This is a genomic window from Enterobacter sp. DN (assembly GCF_046054285.1).
Classification (GTDB): Bacteria; Pseudomonadota; Gammaproteobacteria; order Enterobacterales; family Enterobacteriaceae; genus Enterobacter; species Enterobacter hormaechei_C.
The window spans coordinates 59,553-79,089 of the sequence record NZ_JBJJTG010000005.1 but is presented as its reverse complement, the minus strand read 5'-3'; the positions used below and the strand labels follow the sequence as shown (position 1 = coordinate 79,089).

The following is a 19,537-nucleotide window of genomic DNA, read 5'->3' as shown; positions in this document are numbered from 1 at the left end:
GTACTTCTCCTTAGCCCAATAGAGTGCGCAAGTGCGCCGCAACGCCATCCTGCGTTACCGTAGTTTGCTCACCAGAGCGCAGGTCTTTGACTACCACTTCGCCGTTGGCCACTTCGGACTCACCCAGCACCAGTGCGATACTTGCGCCCCACTTATCGGCACGAGCAAACTGTTTTTTAAAGTTGCCGCCGCCGTGGTTGGTCATCAGCTTAACGTCCGGCAGCGCATCGCGCACGCGTTCGGCAAGCTGCATCGCCGCAGACTGCGTATCCGCACCTGAGGCCACCAGGTATATATCGACAACAGGATCGGCTTTAAATTCCGGATTAACTGCCTGAACCAGCAAAACAAGTCGCTCAAGGCCCATCGCGAAGCCTACAGCCGGTGCTGCACGACCACCCAGTTGCTCGACCAGTCCATCATAACGACCGCCGGCACAGACGGTGCCCTGCGAACCGAGGCTGGTGGTGACCCACTCAAATACGGTGCGGTTGTAGTAGTCCAGACCGCGCACCAGACGCTGGTTAACGGTATAAGCAATGCCCGCCGCTTCAAGCAGCTTGCACAGGCCGGCAAAGTGTTCGCGGGAATCCTCATCCAGGTAGTCACCCAGCGCTGGCGCATCGTTCAGCAGCGCCTGTACGTCAGGATTTTTGGAATCGAGTACGCGCAGCGGGTTGCTGTACATACGACGCTTACAGTCTTCGTCGAGCTTCTCTTTGTGCTGTTCCAGGAACGCCACCAGCGCATCACGATAGTTCGCACGCGCTTCCAGAGAACCGATAGAGTTCAGCTCCAGGGAAACGTGCTCAGAAATACCGAGCGCACGCCACCAGCGGGCAGTAAGCATAATCAGTTCAGCATCGATATCTGGTCCTTGCAGACCAAACACCTCCACGCCAAGCTGGTTGAACTGACGGTAGCGGCCTTTTTGCGGACGTTCGTGGCGGAACATCGGGCCGATATACCACAGGCGCTGCTCCTGATTGTACAGGAGACCATGTTCGATGCCGGCGCGTACGCAACCCGCCGTCCCCTCAGGACGCAGGGTCAGGCTGTCGCCGTTGCGGTCCTCAAAGGTGTACATCTCTTTTTCAACCACGTCGGTTACTTCGCCGATCGCGCGTTTGAATAACGGGGTCTGCTCTACAATCGGCAAACGAATTTCGCTGTAACCGTAGCTGCCGAGCACCTGCTTCAGTGTGCCTTCAATGCGCTGCCAGATGGCGGTTTCGCCAGGCAGATAATCGTTCATGCCGCGGATGGCTTGAATGTTTTTTGCCACGTTTATTCTCTTTCTATATACAAAAAAGAACCCAAAGAATGGGTTCAATCATACATGGGAAGCAGCCTGCTTCCCATCACGTTATTTTTCAACCTGCTGAACGCTGATGCGCTTCGCTTCGTCCATCATCGTCGCTTTCGCGCGAATCCGGGCTTCGAGCTGGTCGATCATATCACTATTATCCAGACGATCTTTACGAACGCCATCTTCATAGAGACCACTTTTCTTGTTACCGCCGGTCACGCCCAGCGTGGACACCAGCGCTTCACCCGGACCGTTCACCACGCAGCCGATGATGGAAACGTCCATTGGGGTGATGATGTCTTCCAGGCGCTGCTCCAGAGCATTCACGGTGCCGATAACGTCAAACTCCTGACGTGAACAGGTTGGGCAGGCAATGAAGTTGATCCCACGCGCGCGGATACGCAGTGATTTCAGGATGTCGAAACCGACTTTGATCTCTTCCACCGGATCGGCGGCCAGGGAGACGCGTAACGTGTCGCCGATGCCTTCAGAGAGCAGCAGGCCGAGACCAATCGCCGATTTTACCGAACCGCTTCGCAGACCGCCCGCCTCGGTGATCCCAAGGTGGAGCGGCTGATCGATCTGTTTTGCCAGCAGACGATACGATTCAACGGCCAGGAAGACGTCAGACGCTTTCACGCTCACTTTAAACTGATCGAAGTTAAGGCGATCCAGATGATCGACGTGACGCATTGCGGATTCGAGCAGCGCCTGCGGCGTCGGCTCACCGTACTTTTCCTGGAGATCTTTTTCCAGAGAGCCAGCGTTCACGCCGATACGGATTGGAATGTTTTTGTCGCGGGCGCAGTCAACCACCATGCGAATGCGCTCTTCGTTGCCGATGTTGCCTGGGTTAATACGCAGGCAATCGACACCATATTCAGCGACTTTCAGCGCGATACGGTAATCGAAGTGAATATCGGCAACCAGCGGAACGCTCACCTGCTGCTTGATCAGTTTGAACGCCTCGGCGGCATCCATGGTCGGTACAGAGACGCGAACAATGTCCGCGCCTACGCGTTCTAATGCTTTGATTTGATTGACCGTCGCTTCTACATCCGTAGTACGAGTATTGGTCATCGACTGGACGGCGATAGGCGCCCCATCGCCGACTGGCACGTTCCCAACGTAAATCCGTTTCGATTTTCTACGTTGAATAGGAGCCTGGTTATGCATGTAAAATCTCCCGCATTGCCCGTCTGTTACTGTGCTGCTGATTGTTCGGCATTAACGGTAAGACGCGCAACCTGGTTAGTTCTGATAAAGCGGCTCAGATCGACAGGTTTTCCTTGATACTGGATCTGTACCGCTGCCGGTGCGCCGATTTTAAGCTTGTAAGGTGCCTGGCCCGTTAGATTTAACGTGCCATCTTTACGTTGCAGGCCGCTGAACAGCTTTTTACCTGTCGCATCAGTCACTTCCAGCCAGCAATCCGCCGTGAAATTCATCACCAGCGCATTCGGGTCAACGGCAGGTGCCGCCGTACCCGCCTGGTCAGTTGGCAGTGACGCCGCGGTGTTATCTGCCGGTGCCGTTGCCGCAGGGGCGGTATCAACATTGGCCTGTGAAGGTGATACGACCGCGTTCTGATCCTGGGCCTGGGTGGCTGGTGCGGTATTCGCCGTCGCTTCTGGCGTCGTCGCTGGCTCGGTTGCAGGCGTGCTGCTTGCTGCCGCCTGAGGTTCGCTGGAGGTCGCAGCCCCTTCGGTGCTCAGCGGCACGCTTTGCGCGCCGTTATTACCAGACTGATTGAGCTCAGCGGAGGACTGATCGGCCATCGTCGTGATCTCTTCCTGCTGCGCTTTGTGGTTTTGCCACCACCATGCGCCCGTCAGGCCGACAACCACGAACAGGACCAGCCAGGTAAAGCTCATCAGCCAGCCATCGCGTTTTTTACGACGTTTACCCAGAGAGAAGCTCTGCATCGGCGCAACTTTTGCCGCACGCACAGGCGCCTGCTTCTCCATCATCGGCAGTAATTCGTCTTCAGGGATATGAACCAGTTTGGCGTAAGAACGGATATAACCGCGCAGAAACGTTGAAGCCAGATCGGCGGGTGCCTTATCTTCTTCAATATCGCGAACGGTGGAAACCTTCAGGCACAGGCGTTCTGCAACGGCTTGCTGGCTGAGTCCGAGTTGTTCACGGGCGTTGCGAAGACGAACGCCAGTGGAGAGTGCTGCATTTTGATCGTGAGTGGCTTCAGTATTCATTCGCTACAACTACTGGTACGTGAAAATAAGGGTTCAGGTGCCGGTGAGTCACAATGCCACCCGCACCGCGAAACTTTAGGTCAGTTAACCTGGAACAAACAGTATAAGACTGTCGGGCCGCAGATGACAGCGCTGGCAGGCCTTCACGCTAAACTGTTGTTACGTCGTTACATACTGCCCGAAAGTCGTATGAAACGCACCGTAATTATTAATCAGTCATAATGATTGTGACTGAATATTCAGTAAATTAATGCTTCACGGCGCAAAAAACGCGCCGTGTCTGCATAATAATCAAACGGTTTTGACCGCGATTGACTCACCCTGCATGCGCTTACGCAGCGTACGTTTGGTACGGTCAATAACGTCACCCGCCAGCTGACCACAGGCTGCGTCGATATCATCGCCACGCGTTTTACGAACGATGGTGGTGAAACCATACTCCATCAGCACTTTTGAGAAGCGATCGATACGGCTGTTCGAGCTACGGCCATACGGCGCGCCCGGGAACGGGTTCCATGGGATCAGGTTGATCTTACATGGCGTATCTTTCAGCAGTTCAGCCAGCTCATGTGCATGTTCGGTACCGTCGTTAACATGATCCAGCATCACGTATTCAATGGTCACGCGGCCCTGGTTCGCGTTGGATTTCTCCAGGTAACGGCGCACGCCAGCCAGGAAGGTTTCGATATTGTACTTTTTGTTGATCGGCACAATTTCGTCACGGATGGCGTCGTTTGGCGCGTGAAGGGAGATGGCCAGCGCAACATCAATCATGTCGCCCAGTTTGTCCAGCGCAGGCACAACGCCGGAAGTAGAGAGCGTAACGCGGCGCTTGGACAGACCAAAACCGAAATCGTCGAGCATGATTTCCATCGCCGGAACGACGTTGGTCAGGTTGAGCAGCGGTTCACCCATCCCCATCATCACCACGTTGGTGATTGGACGTGTACCGGTGACTTTCGCCGCGCCCACGATTTTCGCGGCACGCCAGACCTGGCCGATAATTTCCGACACGCGCAGGTTACGGTTAAAGCCCTGCTGCGCCGTAGAGCAGAATTTGCACTCCAGCGCACAGCCCACCTGGGAAGAGACGCACAGCGTAGCGCGATCGTCTTCCGGGATATACACGGTTTCAACGCGCTGATCGCCAACGGCAATGGCCCACTTGATGGTGCCATCTGAAGAGCGCTGCTCTTCCACCACTTCCGGTGCGCGGATTTCCGCCACTTCTTTAAGCTTATTGCGCAGCACTTTGTTGATGTCCGTCATGTCATCAAAGTTGTCGCTGCAATAGTGGTACATCCATTTCATGACCTGATCGGCACGAAACGGCTTCTCGCCCATCTCTTTAAAGAACTCGCGCATCTGCTGACGGTTCAGGTCCAGCAGGTTAATTTTTCCATTTTTATTGGGAACCGCAGGAATGGCGACTTCGGAGGTATTCACTAATTCAGACATAATTTTTTCCGGCCTCGTTGTTACACGTTGTGGCCCTTGGTGGGTTGAAAAGAAACGCCCCGGTAAGCAGTCTGCTCGTCCGGGGCGTTGCATTGTACAAAGTCTGGCGCAGGGATGCCACGTTTGCACGCGGCATTTACGAAATTATTAGCGAGTGCGCGGGCACACTTCGCCTTCAGCGAAGAAGAACGCGATTTCGCGCGCAGCAGATTCAACAGAGTCGGAACCGTGGGTGCCGTTCTCGGTGAAGCTGTCTGCATAGTCGGCGCGCAGAGTACCTGCCAGCGCGTTGTCCGGGTTGGTTGCACCCAGCAGATCGCGGTGACGCTGTACCGCGTTTTCACCTTCCAGTACGGATACCACGATTGGGCCAGAGGTCATGAACTCGACCAGACCATCAAAGAATGGGCGACCTTCGTGCTCAGCGTAAAAACCGCGAGCCTGCTCAACGGTCAGGTGCAGCATTTTGGTGCCAACGATCTTAAACCCTGCTGATTCAAAGCGAGCGAAGATGCTGCCAATAACGTTTTTTGCCACCGCGTTTGGTTTGATGATGGAAAAAGTACGTTCAATAGCCATTGATAACCTCTGTAAAATGTTCTGTTGTTTTTGCATACCTGAGTATGGTGTGGCGCGGATTATAAAGAGCAATAGCGCCATTGCCTATGGTTATGCATAACATTTTTTTAAAATGAGACGAAGATTAGCAACAGCTCGTATTTCGCATACCGTGTTGATGATGAAAACAGAGCGGACACTGCTTTTCATCAGACGTAAATGACCAGAAATGACGGTGGCACGTCAGGCAAACGGCTTCATATGCCGGTATGGTCACGCTTTTCGTTGTTCCTTCTGTTTGCGTCACGTTTACCGCCGCATGCTGGCATACCGCTTCGCAGCCGCCGCACCCCGTACAGCGTCCGGTTTCCACGATCAGTTCAGCGTTCTCAAACTGAATCGCGTTTTCCGTACAACTTCGCCAGCACGCGCCGCACAGTACGCAGGATTCGGCATCGAGAGTTATCTCTGCCTCGCTAAACGCAGAAAACGCCCTGCGCAGTTCACGCTGACCGGGCACGACGCTACAGGCCCGGACATCCTCACGGGGAACGTGCATCAGCGCACGCCGGGCGGTATTAACCTCGTTGACGGGTATATGTTTAAACGCCCACGCCGCTTCACCGCGTCGACGAAGCGCCAGATTCAGCCGGGCAATCGCCAGCAACCAGTCAGGATTCTGCTCCGCGTCGATACTGATAAAACGAACGTGGTGCTGCGCGTGCCACAGCAGAAGCTCATTCACCCCTGGCGCACGGTCAGTAAACGGCCCAACAAGCGTATCGCCACACAGAAAGCGTTTTCGCGGCGTGATGCCGGTGATGGCCTCAGCGGGGCAGACGAACAGGCAGTCACCGCATTCAATACAGCGGCTGTCATCAACCGAGACGCCTGAGTCGGTAAAAGAAAAAGCCTGCACAGGACAGACGTCCGCGCAGGCGAGGCAGGAAGCGTGGCGAAAACGGCGACGGACGCACGCATGCGTCACGTCCATCGCCGGGGCAAAGGTCAATCCGCCCATCAGCCAATACTGAAGAAAACGAAGCGCAGCATCAGCTCACCGACAATCAGCAACGCGCTTCCCAGCAGCATGGGAGATCGCGCCGCTTTCAGACCGCCCGCAGCAAAGCACAGCATACCCGCAACGGATACGCACCAGCTCAGCAGATGCACGGTTCGAAGTTGCTCCAGCATCTGTAGCGGTGCATGAGGGAACGTCACCACGGTGTTGTCCAAAGCCGTAATATCTGCCAGCCAGACGGGCTGCATCACCAGACGCACAAGCACCAGCAGCGTGATAATGACAACCGCCGCACGCACGGTAGTCTGGGAACGCGTCCCAACGGCCATGCAGGCTGAACCGATAATCCCCACCGAACCGAAAAACAGCACCAGCGTGTTAACGTGCTGCCATGTCACCACGGATGCGTGCATGTAGATCTGCGCCATGCAGAACACGTCGACTAAACCAACCAGACCTGCCACAACCAACAGTGGCTTCCAGCCTGGCTTTTTGACAAACATCAGCAGCGTTGCGAAGCCAAGTGCCGCAAGATAAAGACTGGCAAAGATAATCTCACGACTCAGCCAGGAGCTGGATACGTGGCGCAGCGCGTTAAGAGCATTAAGCGGATAGCCCATGTGCAGCGCGGAGGCGAGCAGCCCCAGGCTCGCCAGCACAAACGCTCCAGCTGCCGGCAGCAGCGCGCTGCGCTGCGTGCTTCCGAACGCCAGCCACAGCGTAACGCCAACCGATCCTTGCAGGAACAGCGTAAAAATCAGCAGCGGTAACTCATGCATGACGTTTCCCCTCTTTCTCTGCGCCCTGATGCGCTTTGATCACCAGGTTTGGTTTGGTGATGGAGGAATCAGGCAAACCTTTCACATCACAGACCGCACCATACTTCGCCCGCAGTTCATCAATCGGCCCGAATTTAATCGCTTCGAGTGGACAGGTTGCCACACAGACGGGCTGCTCTCCCTTCGCCTGGAGATCCACGCAGAAATCACATTTGGACATCTGCCCGGTCTGCTCGTTGAGCTGTGGCGCGCCGTAAGGGCAAGACCATGCGCAGTAGCCGCAGCCGACGCACTTATCAGTATCAACGCGCACAATGCCGTCCCCCGGACGCTTATGCATCGCGGTGGTTGGACAGTTTTTGGTGCAGACAGGGTCTGCGCAGTGGTTACAGGAAATAGAGAGCGTGTAGGCAAAAACGTTGTTGCTGACGCCGCCCTGCCCGGTCGGGATAAAACTCCCGCCGTTGACTTCATAAACGCGACGGAAACGACGTCCGACCTCAAGGTTGTTTTTATCTTTGCACGCCACCTGGCATGCCTTGCAGCCCGAGCAGCGAGAAGAGTCGATATAAAAACCCAGCTGTTTGTCGCTCACCGGCGCGTAATGTTTAAACTGACTCATGCTTTAGCTACCTCCACCAGCATGGTTTGATGGGAATTCCCTTTCGCAAGCGCGGTAATACGGGCGGAACTGAGCACGTTCGCGCAGCCGCCTTTATCGATACCCTGCTCGTCCGGCTGCCACCAGGCGCCTGCCTGCATGGCCACCACGCCTGGAATGATGCGCGGCGTGACCTCCGCCGGGATCTCGCAAATGCCGCGCGCGTTATGAATACGCACGGTATCCCCCTGCGCAATGCCGCGCTTTTGCGCATCCTGCGGGTTGATCCACAGCTTTTGCTGCTGCGCCTCAATTAACCACGGGTTGGCGTACTGGGTGGAGTTAGCGCGGTTTTTTCCTTTCCAGGTGATCAGCTGGAGCGGGAAGGTTTTCGCCAGCTCGTCTTCCGGCCCTTCATGGGCAGGCACGTAGTGCGACAGCGCCGGAATTTCCGGGTGCTGCATGTCGTACAGACGCTTCGAGAAGATCTCAATTTTACCGGACGGCGTCGGGAACGGATGATTCTGCGGATCGCGAATGTTGTCTTCAAAGGCAACGTACGGCGCGCTTTTGAAAAGATGCTGACGCGTCTTCTGTAGCATCGCGAAGTCCGGCAGGTTTTCATCCGGCATGGACAGCCGCGTCTGCTCCCAGATGTGCTCAATCCACGCTTTTTCGTCACGGCCCTCGCTGAACGCTGGCTCGACGCCAAGCTTAGCAGCGACCTCCCGCAGCCAGTCGTAGTCTGAACGGCGTTCAAATTCAGGTTCAATCAGCTTTTCTGACAGGATCAGATAGCTTGCCGTGCCCCAGGTTTCGCCGATATTCCAGCGTTCCATGAAGCTGGTTTCCGGCAAAAGCAGGTCGGCGTATCTGGCGCTCGGCGTCATAAACAGATCGCTTGCGACGATAAACTCGATTTTCGACTCGTCTTCCAGGACACGGGTTGCCTGATGAAGGTCCGGGTTCTGGTTAGCCAGATAATTGCCCGCCAGCGAGAACAGGATGCGGATATTGCTGTCCAGCTTCTCAGCGTCTTTCAGGCCATCTTCCGCGGTTACCTTAGAAGCATCATCCGCGGCCTGCACCCAGTTCATGACCGAAATTTTGGCGTTGACCGGGTTCTCCGGCATCTCTGGCCCGGCCGCAAATTTGCGGTTTGCGCAGCCGCCATAGCCTGCTGCCCAGCCGCCTTTCACCCCGACGTTACCCGTTAGCGTGGCCAGTATTGTCGAGCCGCGCGCGGTGCGCTCGCCGCAGTTATGACGCTGCGGTCCCCAGCCCTGAATCAGCGCGGCGGGCTTGGTGGTTGCGTAGTCGCGCGCCAGCTGACGAATAGTTTGTGCAGGCACGTGGGTGATTTTCTCTGCCCACTCGGGCGTTTTCGCCACGCCATCCTTTGCACCGCTCAGGTAAGCCATCAGGGATTCATTGGCCGGAACGCCCTCTGGCATGGCGTCTTCGTCAAAGCCCAGGGTGTAGCGTTGAATAAAGTCGCGATCGTGCAGATTCTCCGTGACGATCACATACATCATCGCGTCCATCAGGGCGTTGTCTGTTGTGGGAAGCATCGGGATCCACTGATCGGCAAGGGAGGAAACCGTATCGGAATAGCGTGGGTCGACAACAATGAAGCGCGTGCCGTTTTGCTTCATCTTCTGGTAGAAGTGGTTGCTGTGCCCGAAGATGGTTTCCGTCGGGTTATGCCCCCAGAGAATGACCAGTTTGGTGTCCAGCAGCGTGTCCAGAGAGCTGCCGCTGGCGGCGGTGCCATAGGTATACGGCGTTGCCGCCGCCGTGTTACCCATACTGACCGAGTGATAGCTTTCGAGATAGCCGCCGGTTAAGTTGAGCAGACGACGAACCATTTTATCGCCAGAAAAGGTCCCGCCGGACACCGCGGTGCCCACATGAACATAGCGTGACGCAGCACCGTATTTTTGCGTAATAGTTTTTAATTGATTCGCAATGAGGGTGGTGGCTTCATCCCAGGTAATACGCTCGAATTTTCCTTCGCCACGTTTACCTACGCGTTTCATTGGATATTTCAGTCGATCGGGGTGATAAACAAATTTCCGATAAGCCCGACCACGAACGCAGGCGCGCATTACTGGCATCTGCGGATCCAGCGCGTTATCCGGACGCGTTGAAATTCGGGTCACAACGCCATCACTGACGTGAGCACGAATATCACACTTCCCGCCGCAGTCAAACGTACTACAGGTTTGCACCACTTTTTCTTCAGGCGTAGCGTCTGATACCGCCGTGCCCTGTGCCTGTACTTTGCCGGTTTTGACGACAAACGGCAGGGCGGCGAGCGCTGACCCTGCCTGAATAAACTGACGCCGGGATATGGCGGGAATAAACCCCACTCCCTGATGTTTATTTTTTTTCATTGCTCGTTCCTTCAAATAAAAACGCATTCTCGTTTTTTTTCAGGAACGAATATTGATAATTATCAAGCTAACTCTTGAGGGGTAATACTTAGCGATCTAATTCAAAATTCACTGTCGCCGTTTGTCCTGTTTCATCTAATACAATTAATTGATATTTACCCGGCAAATATAATTGCAGTGAATAATTTTTCTGATGCCCGTCCAGCGGTTCGCCATTCAAAAACCACCATCGTTGCCCCTCCCCGCCGCTGGTTGAAACGTTGAGGGTCATATTTTTCTCACCTGGAAGACGTTTAATTACCGCCCCTTCTCTGACGCCTGACAACATCAGCGGCGCCGCATTATGGTTATCCAGCGGAGGGCAAATCGCTGAACGGGCGGGGAGACGAGCAGCCCGTTTTTCGGCAGCAGGCAGCCAGGGCTCCAGCGGTAGCGGCCAGACATCCAGCACTTTTTCTGTCGCATCAGGACAATCCGCTGCAACGCGTTTGCCTTCTTTATCCAGCCAGACCGGGAAACGGATCCCGCGAATACCTTCCTGTTCCGGCAGCAACAGCGTAGGCGGTTCACTGCCTTCTAGCAGCCAGGTTGAAAGCCGACGCCGACAGTTTTCGCTCCCTTCAGGCAGGGACTGGCCCCCCGGCCAGCAAATCACGCCCCGTCCTACGCTTGCAGGACGCGGATCGCGCGGCAGGCGCGCTTCATCCACCATCGAGCGGGACTGAAGCATGTTATTGACCTGATTGAGGAGCGGTACCGCGCTGGCGAAACCAAACTGCCCGGCAACGGGCGTGCCGTCCGGGCGTCCGGTCCAGATTCCAATGACATACCGGGCATTCAGGCCGATGGCCCAGGCATCCCGGTAGCCATAGCTGGTGCCCGTTTTCCACGCCAGCGGCGCAACCTGGGGCAGCGCACTGTCCGGCAGGGGCTGTGCTTCATTAGCGAGAATGCGTCGAATGATCCACGCCGCCCCCTGCGATAACAGCGGACGTTCGATCAGCGGATCGCCCGGCTGTAAACGCAGCCGGCCCGCCTTACCCTGACGCGCAAAGGCGCTATAGGCGGCAGCGATATCAGCCAGGCGTGCGCCTGCGCCCCCCAGGATCAGAGAGAGGTTGGGCTGTGCCCCCGCAGGCAGAATGAGCGGTAATCCCGCGTTGCTCAGCATTCCGGCAAAACGTTTTGGGCCGTACGCTTCCAGAACCTGCACCGCAGGCAGGTTGAGGGAACGCACCAGGGCTTCGCTCATACTGACCGGCCCATGGAAGCCGCTGTCAAAGTTGCCGGGACGATAATCCCCCGTTTTTCTTGGCACATCCTGTAATAACGAAGCGGGATGGATCAGACCATCGTCCAGCGCCATGCCATAGATGAATGGCTTGAGGACCGATCCCGGCGATCGGATCGCATTGACCATATCCACGTGGCTGAAACGGCTGTCATCATTGATATCTACCGAGCCTACCCAGCCACGCACTTTCATGGATGTATGATCCACGACGATCATCGCCAGCGAACTGCGGGCAGGCAGGCGTGATTTCCAGTTCATTGCCAGCTCTTCAAGCTGTCGTTGCAAAGCTGCATCCAGCGTGGTGACTATTTTTGTGTCACGACTTTTACTCAGCATCATGCGGGAAAAGAGCGGCGCCAGCTGCGGCATCTGCCGGGGAGCCAGCCAGACCGGCTCTTCACGGGACTCTTTCACCTGCCTCTCAGACCAGACGCCCTGAGTCAGCATACGGTCGAGCACTTTGTTCCGCGCCGCTTCGGCACGTTCCGGCCAGCGATCCGGGCGCAGACGGCTGGGTGCCTGCGGCAGCACTGCCAGCAGCGCCGCGTCGGAATAGCTCAGCTGAGACGGCGGTTTGCCAAGGTAAGTCCAGCTTGCCGCACCCACGCCCTGCAACGTGCCGCCAAACGGGGCACGGTTAAGATACAGCGTCAGGATTTCACGCTTGGAGAGATGCCACTCCAGCTGCATCGCCCGCCACAGCTGACGAATTTTACCGCCAAAGGTACGCGGATGCGGATCCAGCAGGCGCGCCACCTGCATGGTAAGCGTGCTCCCGCCGGAAACCACTCTCCCGGAGGTGAGATCCTGCCAGGCGGCACGCAGTACAGAAAGCGGATTGACGCCAGGATGATCCCAGAACCAGCGATCTTCATACTGGATCAGCGCCTCAAGATAGCGTGGGGAAACCTCTTCAATGGTAACCGGATAGCGCCAGATGCCTTCGCTGTCGGCAAAACGCCACAGCGGAACACCCTGCTCATCCACCACCACTCGCGCTGGGTTGACCTCTTTCAGGGGCAACGGCCACACGCGGTCAGCGACGACAATCAGCCCCCCTGAAACGAGAAGCGCTCCCGCCAGCCACAGCCAGCGGGAGCGAATCAGGCGTGCTATCCGCATCTTACGGAACAACGATCAGCGGGCCACTGGCCGCCCCCGTTGCCCGCCACTGCGGAACGTACATGGACTCGACCATCGGAACAGGCACCTGGTAGGTTCCCGGCGTAACGGCACGGGCCAGGTAAACCAGCGTGACCGGCTGACCTTCATTGACCGGCACCGCGGCCACAAAGCGATCGTCGCGGAATTCCATGTGCTGAATATCAGACTGTTGCATCTGATTCAGCAGGTTTTGCACTTCACTGCCGCTGTCCTGCAAGCTGGCGCTGCTGCTCGCCAGATTCTGGTTTTCCAGCTCCAGACCTGCCGGGAGCAGATCCACCACCAGCGCATCCGGCACGTTCTGGCTGGCCTTCACCTCCAGCCACACCAGAACCAGCTCACCGCTCTTCAGAGAAGAGAGCGACTTGCTGCTGCCGTCTGTCGCCAGGATATGACGTTCAATCTGCAAGACATTAGAGGATGGCTGAGGCGCGTACTCCGGATAGCCAGTCGTGTCCAGTCGTACCCACAGCGGCGTAGTGCCGGAATTTGTCACCTGCAACGCACCAAGCTGATCGCCGTTCAGGTTTTCTACCTGCGCTTTATCACTGCTCTGGGTCTGTTCAGAGAGGGTGGTCGTTGCCTGCCACGCGCCTGACAAGGTTTGCAGTGAACGTCCGGCCATGAACAGCGCATTGCTCTCCTGGGTAGACAGCCAGCGCTGGCTGAACGCGTCTTCAGATAACGCGTTCAGCAGCCTGTTTTGCGCATCCGGCAGCAGCTTGTACTCTTCCAGCAGGGAGAGCATCAGGGCATTATCACGCAGCTGGCTGCCGTAATCCGCCATCCAGTTTCGGCTGTCGTTACGGGGAGTTTTGAGAGCCAGATCCAGCGCCTGCTGGCTGCGCGGTGCATCCCCCATCAGTTTGAGTGCCATGCCCAGCTGCATCAACGGAAGCCCGGAAGCAGCCTGAGCGTGGCGCTCCCAGATTTCACGCAGCGCACCGAGCGGCGCTTTTTGCTGACGCGCCAGCACCAGCGAAGCATACGCCTGAACAGCAAATTTGCTGGCCTGGGTGTCGTCGCTGTAGCGGATGGACATCATCCCCGGATCCTGTAAATAGCGCAGCAGTCGGCTGTTGGCGTTATTCACCGCCTCGGCAGGCACGCTGTAACCCTGCTCCCCTGCCCGCACCAGGAAGTCCGTGACATAGGCGGTTAGCCAGTACTCTTCCGGGCCGTTTTTATCCCACAAGGCAAAACCGCCATCGTCACGCTGCATTTGCAGCAGACGGGAGATCCCGACATCAATGGCCGCACGGCGTTTATCGTCGGTATCGCCTTTAATACCCAGTGCCTTAAGTTGTGCCGCGTTGGTGTAAAGCGACGGGAACAGGCCGCTGGTGGTCTGCTCAAGACATCCGTATGGATAGGCCTGAAGTTCACGAATGTAGCGCGCCAGGTTCAAAGGTGGTTTACCGCTGAGCAACAGCTGCCCCTGTAGCGTGGCAGACGAGAAACCGTTGATATGCTGTGCTGGCGCACTCCAGGATTCGCCAGGGTTCAGCATCGTGCCCGTATTCACCGTTTGCGCCGGGAATGCGGGACGCACGCCAATTTTCCAGCTTTTCTGCTGCGGCGCAAACGTCTCACCAGGGAGCTGAAGCCCCGTCACCTGAGCAGTCACTTCACCATCACCATAGCCTTCCAGGGCGCGCACCGGAATAAACAGGGTGCTACGTGCGCCAGGCGGCAGCTTAACCGGCTCTGGCTGAGCGCCTTCGAGCGACAACTTACCGGTTGCGGTTAACGCAATGTTCAGCGTTTGCGGCTGGTCCGTCAGGTTAGTCAGGTCCAGCGTCAGGCGAGAGGTATCGCCACTTGCGAGGAATCGCGGCGTGTTAAGCTCGGTGATAATCGGAGCCGCCACAATGATTTTGCTTTCGCTGCTGCCGAAATCGTCTTCCGTCCAGGCCTGCGCCATCAGACGCAGTTCGCCGTTGAAATCGCCAATCGGCAGCGTGATGGTGCCTTCGCCGTTGGCATCAAGCGTAACCGGCTGCGCCTGCTGGGCAATTATGGTGACATGGTTCACCGGTGGCTTACCGCCGCGTTTCAGTTCATCGCCGTCTCCGCCAAAGCGCAGTGCGGCCAGACGTCCCTGACCTTCAATCACCTGGCCGTAAACATCATAGATGTCCGCGCCATAGCGCTTCTGACCGAAGAAAGCTTCCCACGGATCCGGCGTGACGTAGTCGGTAATGTTCAGCACGCCGCTATCGACAGCCGAGACCAGCACGTTCACCTTCTGTGGCACAGTCCCCTCTTTTACGCTGGCTTTCACTTTCACAGAAAGCGTCTGGTTCGGACGCATTTTTTGCGGGTTATCCAGTGCAATGTTCAGGCGACGATTTTCGTCCCCCATTGGCAGATGCAGTAGGCCAACCGCCCGTTTTGGCGTGGCGGATTTGGATTTATCGCCAGGACGAACCACCAGCGTGCTGAGGTAGAGATCGTGACGTTTCCAGTCCTTGTCCACCGGAATGGCGAGATCCAGACCGTTTGCTGGCACGTCGATCTCTTTCCACCACAGCGGTCCTTCGCTGGATTCGATCATTGCATAGCCCTTGCCTGCGGCCGGCGCTGCAATATGCAGGTTGATGGTATCGCCTGGCTGATAGGATGGCTTGTCCAGTTTCAGCGTCACACGATCCGGGCGAGCAGCGCCCGTGCCATCGCTGTTATCCTGCCAGCTGTACCCCGCCCAGAAGCGCACGCTGCTGACCATGTCATCAGGGGCTTTCACTTCCAGACGGTATGAGCCCCACTCCACCGGGAAGGTGACTTTACCGGTTTCATCGGCCTTGAGGTTTAGCTCCTGCTCGCCCTCAACCAGATCTTTTTGATCAAACTGAGACTGCCAACCCTCACTCTCGGACCAGTTCCAGAAGTAGTCGCGACGCTCACGGACCAGACGCACCTGCAAACCGGATACCGCTTTTTTCGCCCCGCTGGCATCGGCATAGACGATGTCAAAGCTGGCGTTGCCGTTTTCATCGACAATCGGCTGATTGACGGTGGTATCGGTACGGTAGTCGTAAACGGCCTTGCTGGCGAACTGTGGGCGGATCCCCGGAAGTTCAGCCGCAGGCCAGATAGCCTGTTCGGCGCGTCGCGTTACCGGACGCCCGCCTGATTCCAGCAGGCTGGCCTGCAAAATCAGTTGCAGCGGCGAGTGCGCCTCTTTCCACTGGCTTTCGGTGGTAACCTGCCCACGCCCCTGTTCGTCCAGCGTAAGCTGCACTTCATCCAGGCTGCGGCTCAGGTTCTCCTCGGCAATATCACCGAACTGGAAGCCAGGCAGCGCAGGCACCGCGTCACGTAGCGGACGCAGGAAAAGCTGGCCTTGCAGAGAATTGCCGTTAGCCGGCGCGCCATACAGGTAATAGCCAGCAACGTTAAAGTCGACATTATCCTGCGGGGAAACCGGCGTTTTTTGCCCGGTCAGATTCAGCGCCATACGCTCAGGCATAAAATCTTCGACGTGGAAATCCCACATGCGCTGCTGGTTATCGCCCGTATTAGCGCGAATATGCCACATGCCGGTCTGGGCGCCGCTATCGAGCGGATAGTTGAAGCGATAAAGGCCTTTCTCAGGTTGCACAACGACCGTACGCGCCACCTGTCCGTCCGGGCGCAGCACGTCAAGTTTTACCGGTTGATCGGGAAGCGGTTTGCCATCGCTGTCGCGAAGCAGGCCGTTCAGGATCACCGTTTCACCCGGACGATAAAGATCGCGCGGGCCAAACATAAAGAATTGTTTGCTGTAACCCGGGTTACCGGCGATATCAAACTCCGCCAGATCCAGCGCCGGAAGTTTGAGATCAAGAAGCGTGGTCTGTCCATCCTTACTGGCCAGGATCAGCGCGGCTTCTTTATCGGTTTCCAGTTTCGCATGACCATCGGCGTCGCTGTTCGCCTCGGCCAGGGTCTGCCCTTTATCGTTCAGAAGGGTAATGGTCACGCCTGACTGCGCCGCACCGTTTTCAAGACTCTGGGTGAAGATGTCCAGGCGGTTATGATAGCGGTGAGCGGACAGCCCAATATCACTTAAGGTAAAGAGCGTCGCGGCGTTACTGTAGTTATAGTGACCAGCCTGGTTCATCACGGCGATATAGACGCCAGACTGCTGGAGCGGCTTAATATCTTTGAGCGGCAGGAGCAGTTTTTCACTCGTATTGCGCGCCGGGTTGAGGTCGAAACGGCCGGTGTAGACCAGTTCCGCCATCTTCAGCAGGTTGTCAGATTCCCAGTTGGTCAGCGAGTTACGGTACTCCCACTGGCTGACAAACGAGGCCAGCGACTCCGGCTTCACGCGATAGAAGTTCACATCCACATTGTTGACGTTGAGCGCCATCACCGGCAATCCTTCCACCACCTTACCCGGCAGCAGCGATCCGCGGCTGGCGAATCCGACCGTCGGTTCAACATCCCGGGTGGTGATCGCTTTTTCATAGTCGATGCCGAATGTCGCTTTGTTCAGCGCCAGCAAATTACGTTCGACGGTGACGACCAGATTACGATTCGGCTCCAGATGGCGCAGGCGCAGCTCTTTCAGATTGGGGGCCAGTTCCCAGGCGCCGTCCACTTTGCCGCTTTTTTTATCCACCACATGCACCGTTTTCGCAAAATCCTGGCTGGGCTCCAGCGGTACAGAGAAGGTCAGAACCAGCGTCGCAGCGCCGTCGAGTTGCACTTCAGAGGCATCCAGCAGCGTCAACGCCTTGCCCTGACTCTGCGCGGCCAGCTTAGCCAGCTTTTCAGGATCCGGTTTTGCCGGGGTTTTCTGTTCTGATGCAGTAGACGCTGCGGGGGCAGCGGCCTGAGGTTTGTCGTCGCTGTTATCACAGCCGACAAGCGTAAAGGTGGTGAGCAGCGCGAGAGAGATCGCAGCTAAGCGAAACGGTTTCATCCTGTGTCCCTGGCCTGAGGGGCCTGTTGGTCATCGTCCGGATAAGTATTATCCGCAAGTTTCGTTAATACAAAAAGTCCAATTTTATAATCTGGAAAGCACCTCGCAGAATGGCATCACGCAGCCACACCGTGATGGAACGGCGATCACAGCGCATAACGTAACATGTTACCTTTCGCGTCATTTGTTTTTAAAACAAGAAGATAGCTGGATAAGCTCGCATCAGGCCTGCTAGTTTTATGACCATGACGCACCCCGAGTGCGCGGTTCAATAAGAGAGAAAGCCATGAAACGAGCCGTGAACGCCCTACAAAATTTCGGAAAATCATTGTACGGACCTGTACTTATCTTACCCATCGTCGGCCTGTTTATCGCCTTTGGGAATGTGCTGGGTAACGGCAATCTGGCCGAGTACCTGCCGTTTCTCGGCCACCCGCTGATCCAGAGTATCGGCCAGCTGATAGCCAAATCTGCCGTGTCGGTGCTGGTCAACCTGGCGCTGGTATTTGCCGTCGGGATCCCCATTGGACTGGCAACACGAGACAAAGGCTACGCGGCGTTGATTGGGCTGGTGACCTTTATCGTATTCATTAACGCGATGAACGTGACGTTACAGCTTCAGGGAGAACTGGCCCCTGCGGAACAGATGAAAGCCGCCGGACAAAGCATGGTGCTGGGCGTCCAGGTGCTGGAGATGGGCGTTTTCGCCGGGATCCTGACCGGGGCGCTCTCCGGTTATCTGTACAACAAATATTCCAGTGTCCAGTTTAACGGCGCGATGGCGATTTACTCCGGCCACTGCTTTGTCGCGATTGTGATGCTGCCTGTCTCTATGCTGCTCGGCGTGGTCATGAGCGAACTCTGGCCGTACGCACAGCATGGAATAAGCGCTCTGGCGCTGGCGATCAAAGGGTCCGGTCCGTTTGGCGTGGCGATCTACGGTTTCCTTGAACGCATTCTGGTGCCGACGGGCCTGCATCATCTGGTCTATACGCCGTTCCTGTATACCGAACTGGGCGGTACGCAGGAGGTGTGTGGCGCAACCTATCAGGGCGCGCGCAATATCTACTTCGCCGAGATGGCCTGCCCGGACGTGAAGCAGCTCAGCAGTACCGTGGTGTGGGATGCGCGCGGCATCAGCAAGATGTTCGGCCTTCCTGCCGCCGCGCTGGCGATGTACATGACCGCGAAGCCAGAGCGTAAAGCGATTGCGAAAGCGATTCTGATCCCGGCGGCGCTGACCTCGCTGCTGGTCGGCGTAACCGAGCCGATTGAATTCTCCTTCCTGTTCGTCGCCCCGCTGCTGTTCGTGGTGCATGCGGTGCTGACCGGCATCGGCATGATGCTGTTCTCGCTGTTTGGCGTTCACGCCATCGGCGCCAACGGGATTATCGATTTCATCCTCTACAACCTGCCGCTCGGCACGGAGAAGTCCAACTGGCCCATGTACATCGTGGTCGGGCTGATCATGTTCGCCCTTTATTTCGTGGTATTCCGCTTACTGATCCTGCGCTTCAACATGAAAACGCCGGGGCGTGAAGATGAGGACCAGGAGACACGCCTTTACAGCAAGCAGGAGTACCAGGCGAAGGGCAATAACGACGAGCTGGGCGAATCCATCGTGGTGGGTCTGGGCGGTCGGGAAAATATAGAGGTAGTGGATAACTGCTACACCCGCTTACGCGTCACGGTGAAGGACGTCGCTATCATCGATGAACCGCGCCTGAAAGCGACCGGCGCGAAAGGGATAATCAAACAAGGTAACAACGTTCAGGTGGTCTACGGGCTGCATGTCAAAAAAATGCGAGAAGCCGTTGAGACGTTTCTCTGAA

12 protein-coding genes are annotated in these 19,537 nt (G+C 56.6%); 1 reads left to right on the top strand and 11 read right to left on the bottom strand.

The features are described 5' to 3' along the window. Window positions 1-10: 10 nt before the first annotated feature. From hisS to ACJTMZ_RS13495, 11 genes are all read right to left on the bottom strand, one after another. Entirely contained in the window at window positions 11-1,285 is a 1,275-nt protein-coding gene (gene hisS / locus ACJTMZ_RS13545) for a histidine--tRNA ligase (RefSeq protein WP_022649001.1), read from the bottom strand. 81 nt (window positions 1,286-1,366) lie between these two features. Beyond that, window positions 1,367-2,485, bottom strand: coding sequence for a flavodoxin-dependent (E)-4-hydroxy-3-methylbut-2-enyl-diphosphate synthase (ispG, locus tag ACJTMZ_RS13540; RefSeq protein ID WP_017383528.1), 1,119 nt, complete (start codon window positions 2,483-2,485; stop codon window positions 1,367-1,369). 26 nt (window positions 2,486-2,511) lie between these two features. Then, window positions 2,512-3,522 carry a cytoskeleton protein RodZ gene (gene rodZ, locus ACJTMZ_RS13535; RefSeq protein WP_252010734.1) on the bottom strand — a complete coding sequence of 337 codons (1,011 nt, stop codon included), beginning with the start codon at window positions 3,520-3,522 and terminating at the stop codon, window positions 2,512-2,514. 291 nt (window positions 3,523-3,813) lie between these two features. Then, on the bottom strand, window positions 3,814-4,980 hold the full coding sequence (locus ACJTMZ_RS13530; protein ID WP_003860623.1) for a bifunctional tRNA (adenosine(37)-C2)-methyltransferase TrmG/ribosomal RNA large subunit methyltransferase RlmN: 1,167 nt from the start codon (window positions 4,978-4,980) through the stop codon (window positions 3,814-3,816). A 147-nt stretch (window positions 4,981-5,127) separates the two neighbouring features. Then, the gene (gene ndk / locus ACJTMZ_RS13525) at window positions 5,128-5,559 is read right to left on the bottom strand and encodes a nucleoside-diphosphate kinase (protein WP_003860625.1); all 432 of its coding nucleotides are present in this window, start codon (window positions 5,557-5,559) and stop codon (window positions 5,128-5,130) included. Between the two features lie 124 nt (window positions 5,560-5,683). Beyond that, window positions 5,684-6,559, bottom strand: a complete 876-nt coding sequence (locus tag ACJTMZ_RS13520) for a 4Fe-4S binding protein (protein WP_408626933.1) — start codon at window positions 6,557-6,559, stop codon at window positions 5,684-5,686. Continuing rightward, entirely contained in the window at window positions 6,559-7,338 is a 780-nt protein-coding gene (locus ACJTMZ_RS13515; protein WP_047741451.1) for a DmsC/YnfH family molybdoenzyme membrane anchor subunit, read from the bottom strand. The genes ACJTMZ_RS13520 and ACJTMZ_RS13515 overlap by 1 nt, the downstream gene beginning before the upstream one ends. Beyond that, complete coding sequence (locus tag ACJTMZ_RS13510; RefSeq protein WP_015572168.1) at window positions 7,331-7,960, bottom strand: DMSO/selenate family reductase complex B subunit; 630 nt, start codon at window positions 7,958-7,960, stop codon at window positions 7,331-7,333. The genes ACJTMZ_RS13515 and ACJTMZ_RS13510 overlap by 8 nt, the downstream gene beginning before the upstream one ends. Then, window positions 7,957-10,335, bottom strand: a complete 2,379-nt coding sequence (locus tag ACJTMZ_RS13505; protein WP_408626932.1) for a DMSO/selenate family reductase complex A subunit — start codon at window positions 10,333-10,335, stop codon at window positions 7,957-7,959. The genes ACJTMZ_RS13510 and ACJTMZ_RS13505 overlap by 4 nt, the downstream gene beginning before the upstream one ends. A gap of 88 nt (window positions 10,336-10,423) precedes the next feature. Beyond that, window positions 10,424-12,751 (bottom strand): peptidoglycan glycosyltransferase PbpC, encoded by a 2,328-nt coding sequence (gene pbpC / locus ACJTMZ_RS13500; RefSeq protein WP_252010737.1) that lies wholly within the window; start codon window positions 12,749-12,751, stop codon window positions 10,424-10,426. 1 nt (window position 12,752) lies between these two features. Continuing rightward, window positions 12,753-17,705 carry an MG2 domain-containing protein gene (locus ACJTMZ_RS13495; protein WP_252010738.1) on the bottom strand — a complete coding sequence of 1,651 codons (4,953 nt, stop codon included), beginning with the start codon at window positions 17,703-17,705 and terminating at the stop codon, window positions 12,753-12,755. A gap of 286 nt (window positions 17,706-17,991) precedes the next feature. Here ACJTMZ_RS13495 and ACJTMZ_RS13490 point away from each other — a divergent pair, with 286 nt between their 5' ends. After that, window positions 17,992-19,536 carry a PTS transporter subunit EIIC gene (locus ACJTMZ_RS13490; RefSeq protein WP_252010739.1) on the top strand — a complete coding sequence of 515 codons (1,545 nt, stop codon included), beginning with the start codon at window positions 17,992-17,994 and terminating at the stop codon, window positions 19,534-19,536. Window position 19,537: the final 1 nt, after the last annotated feature.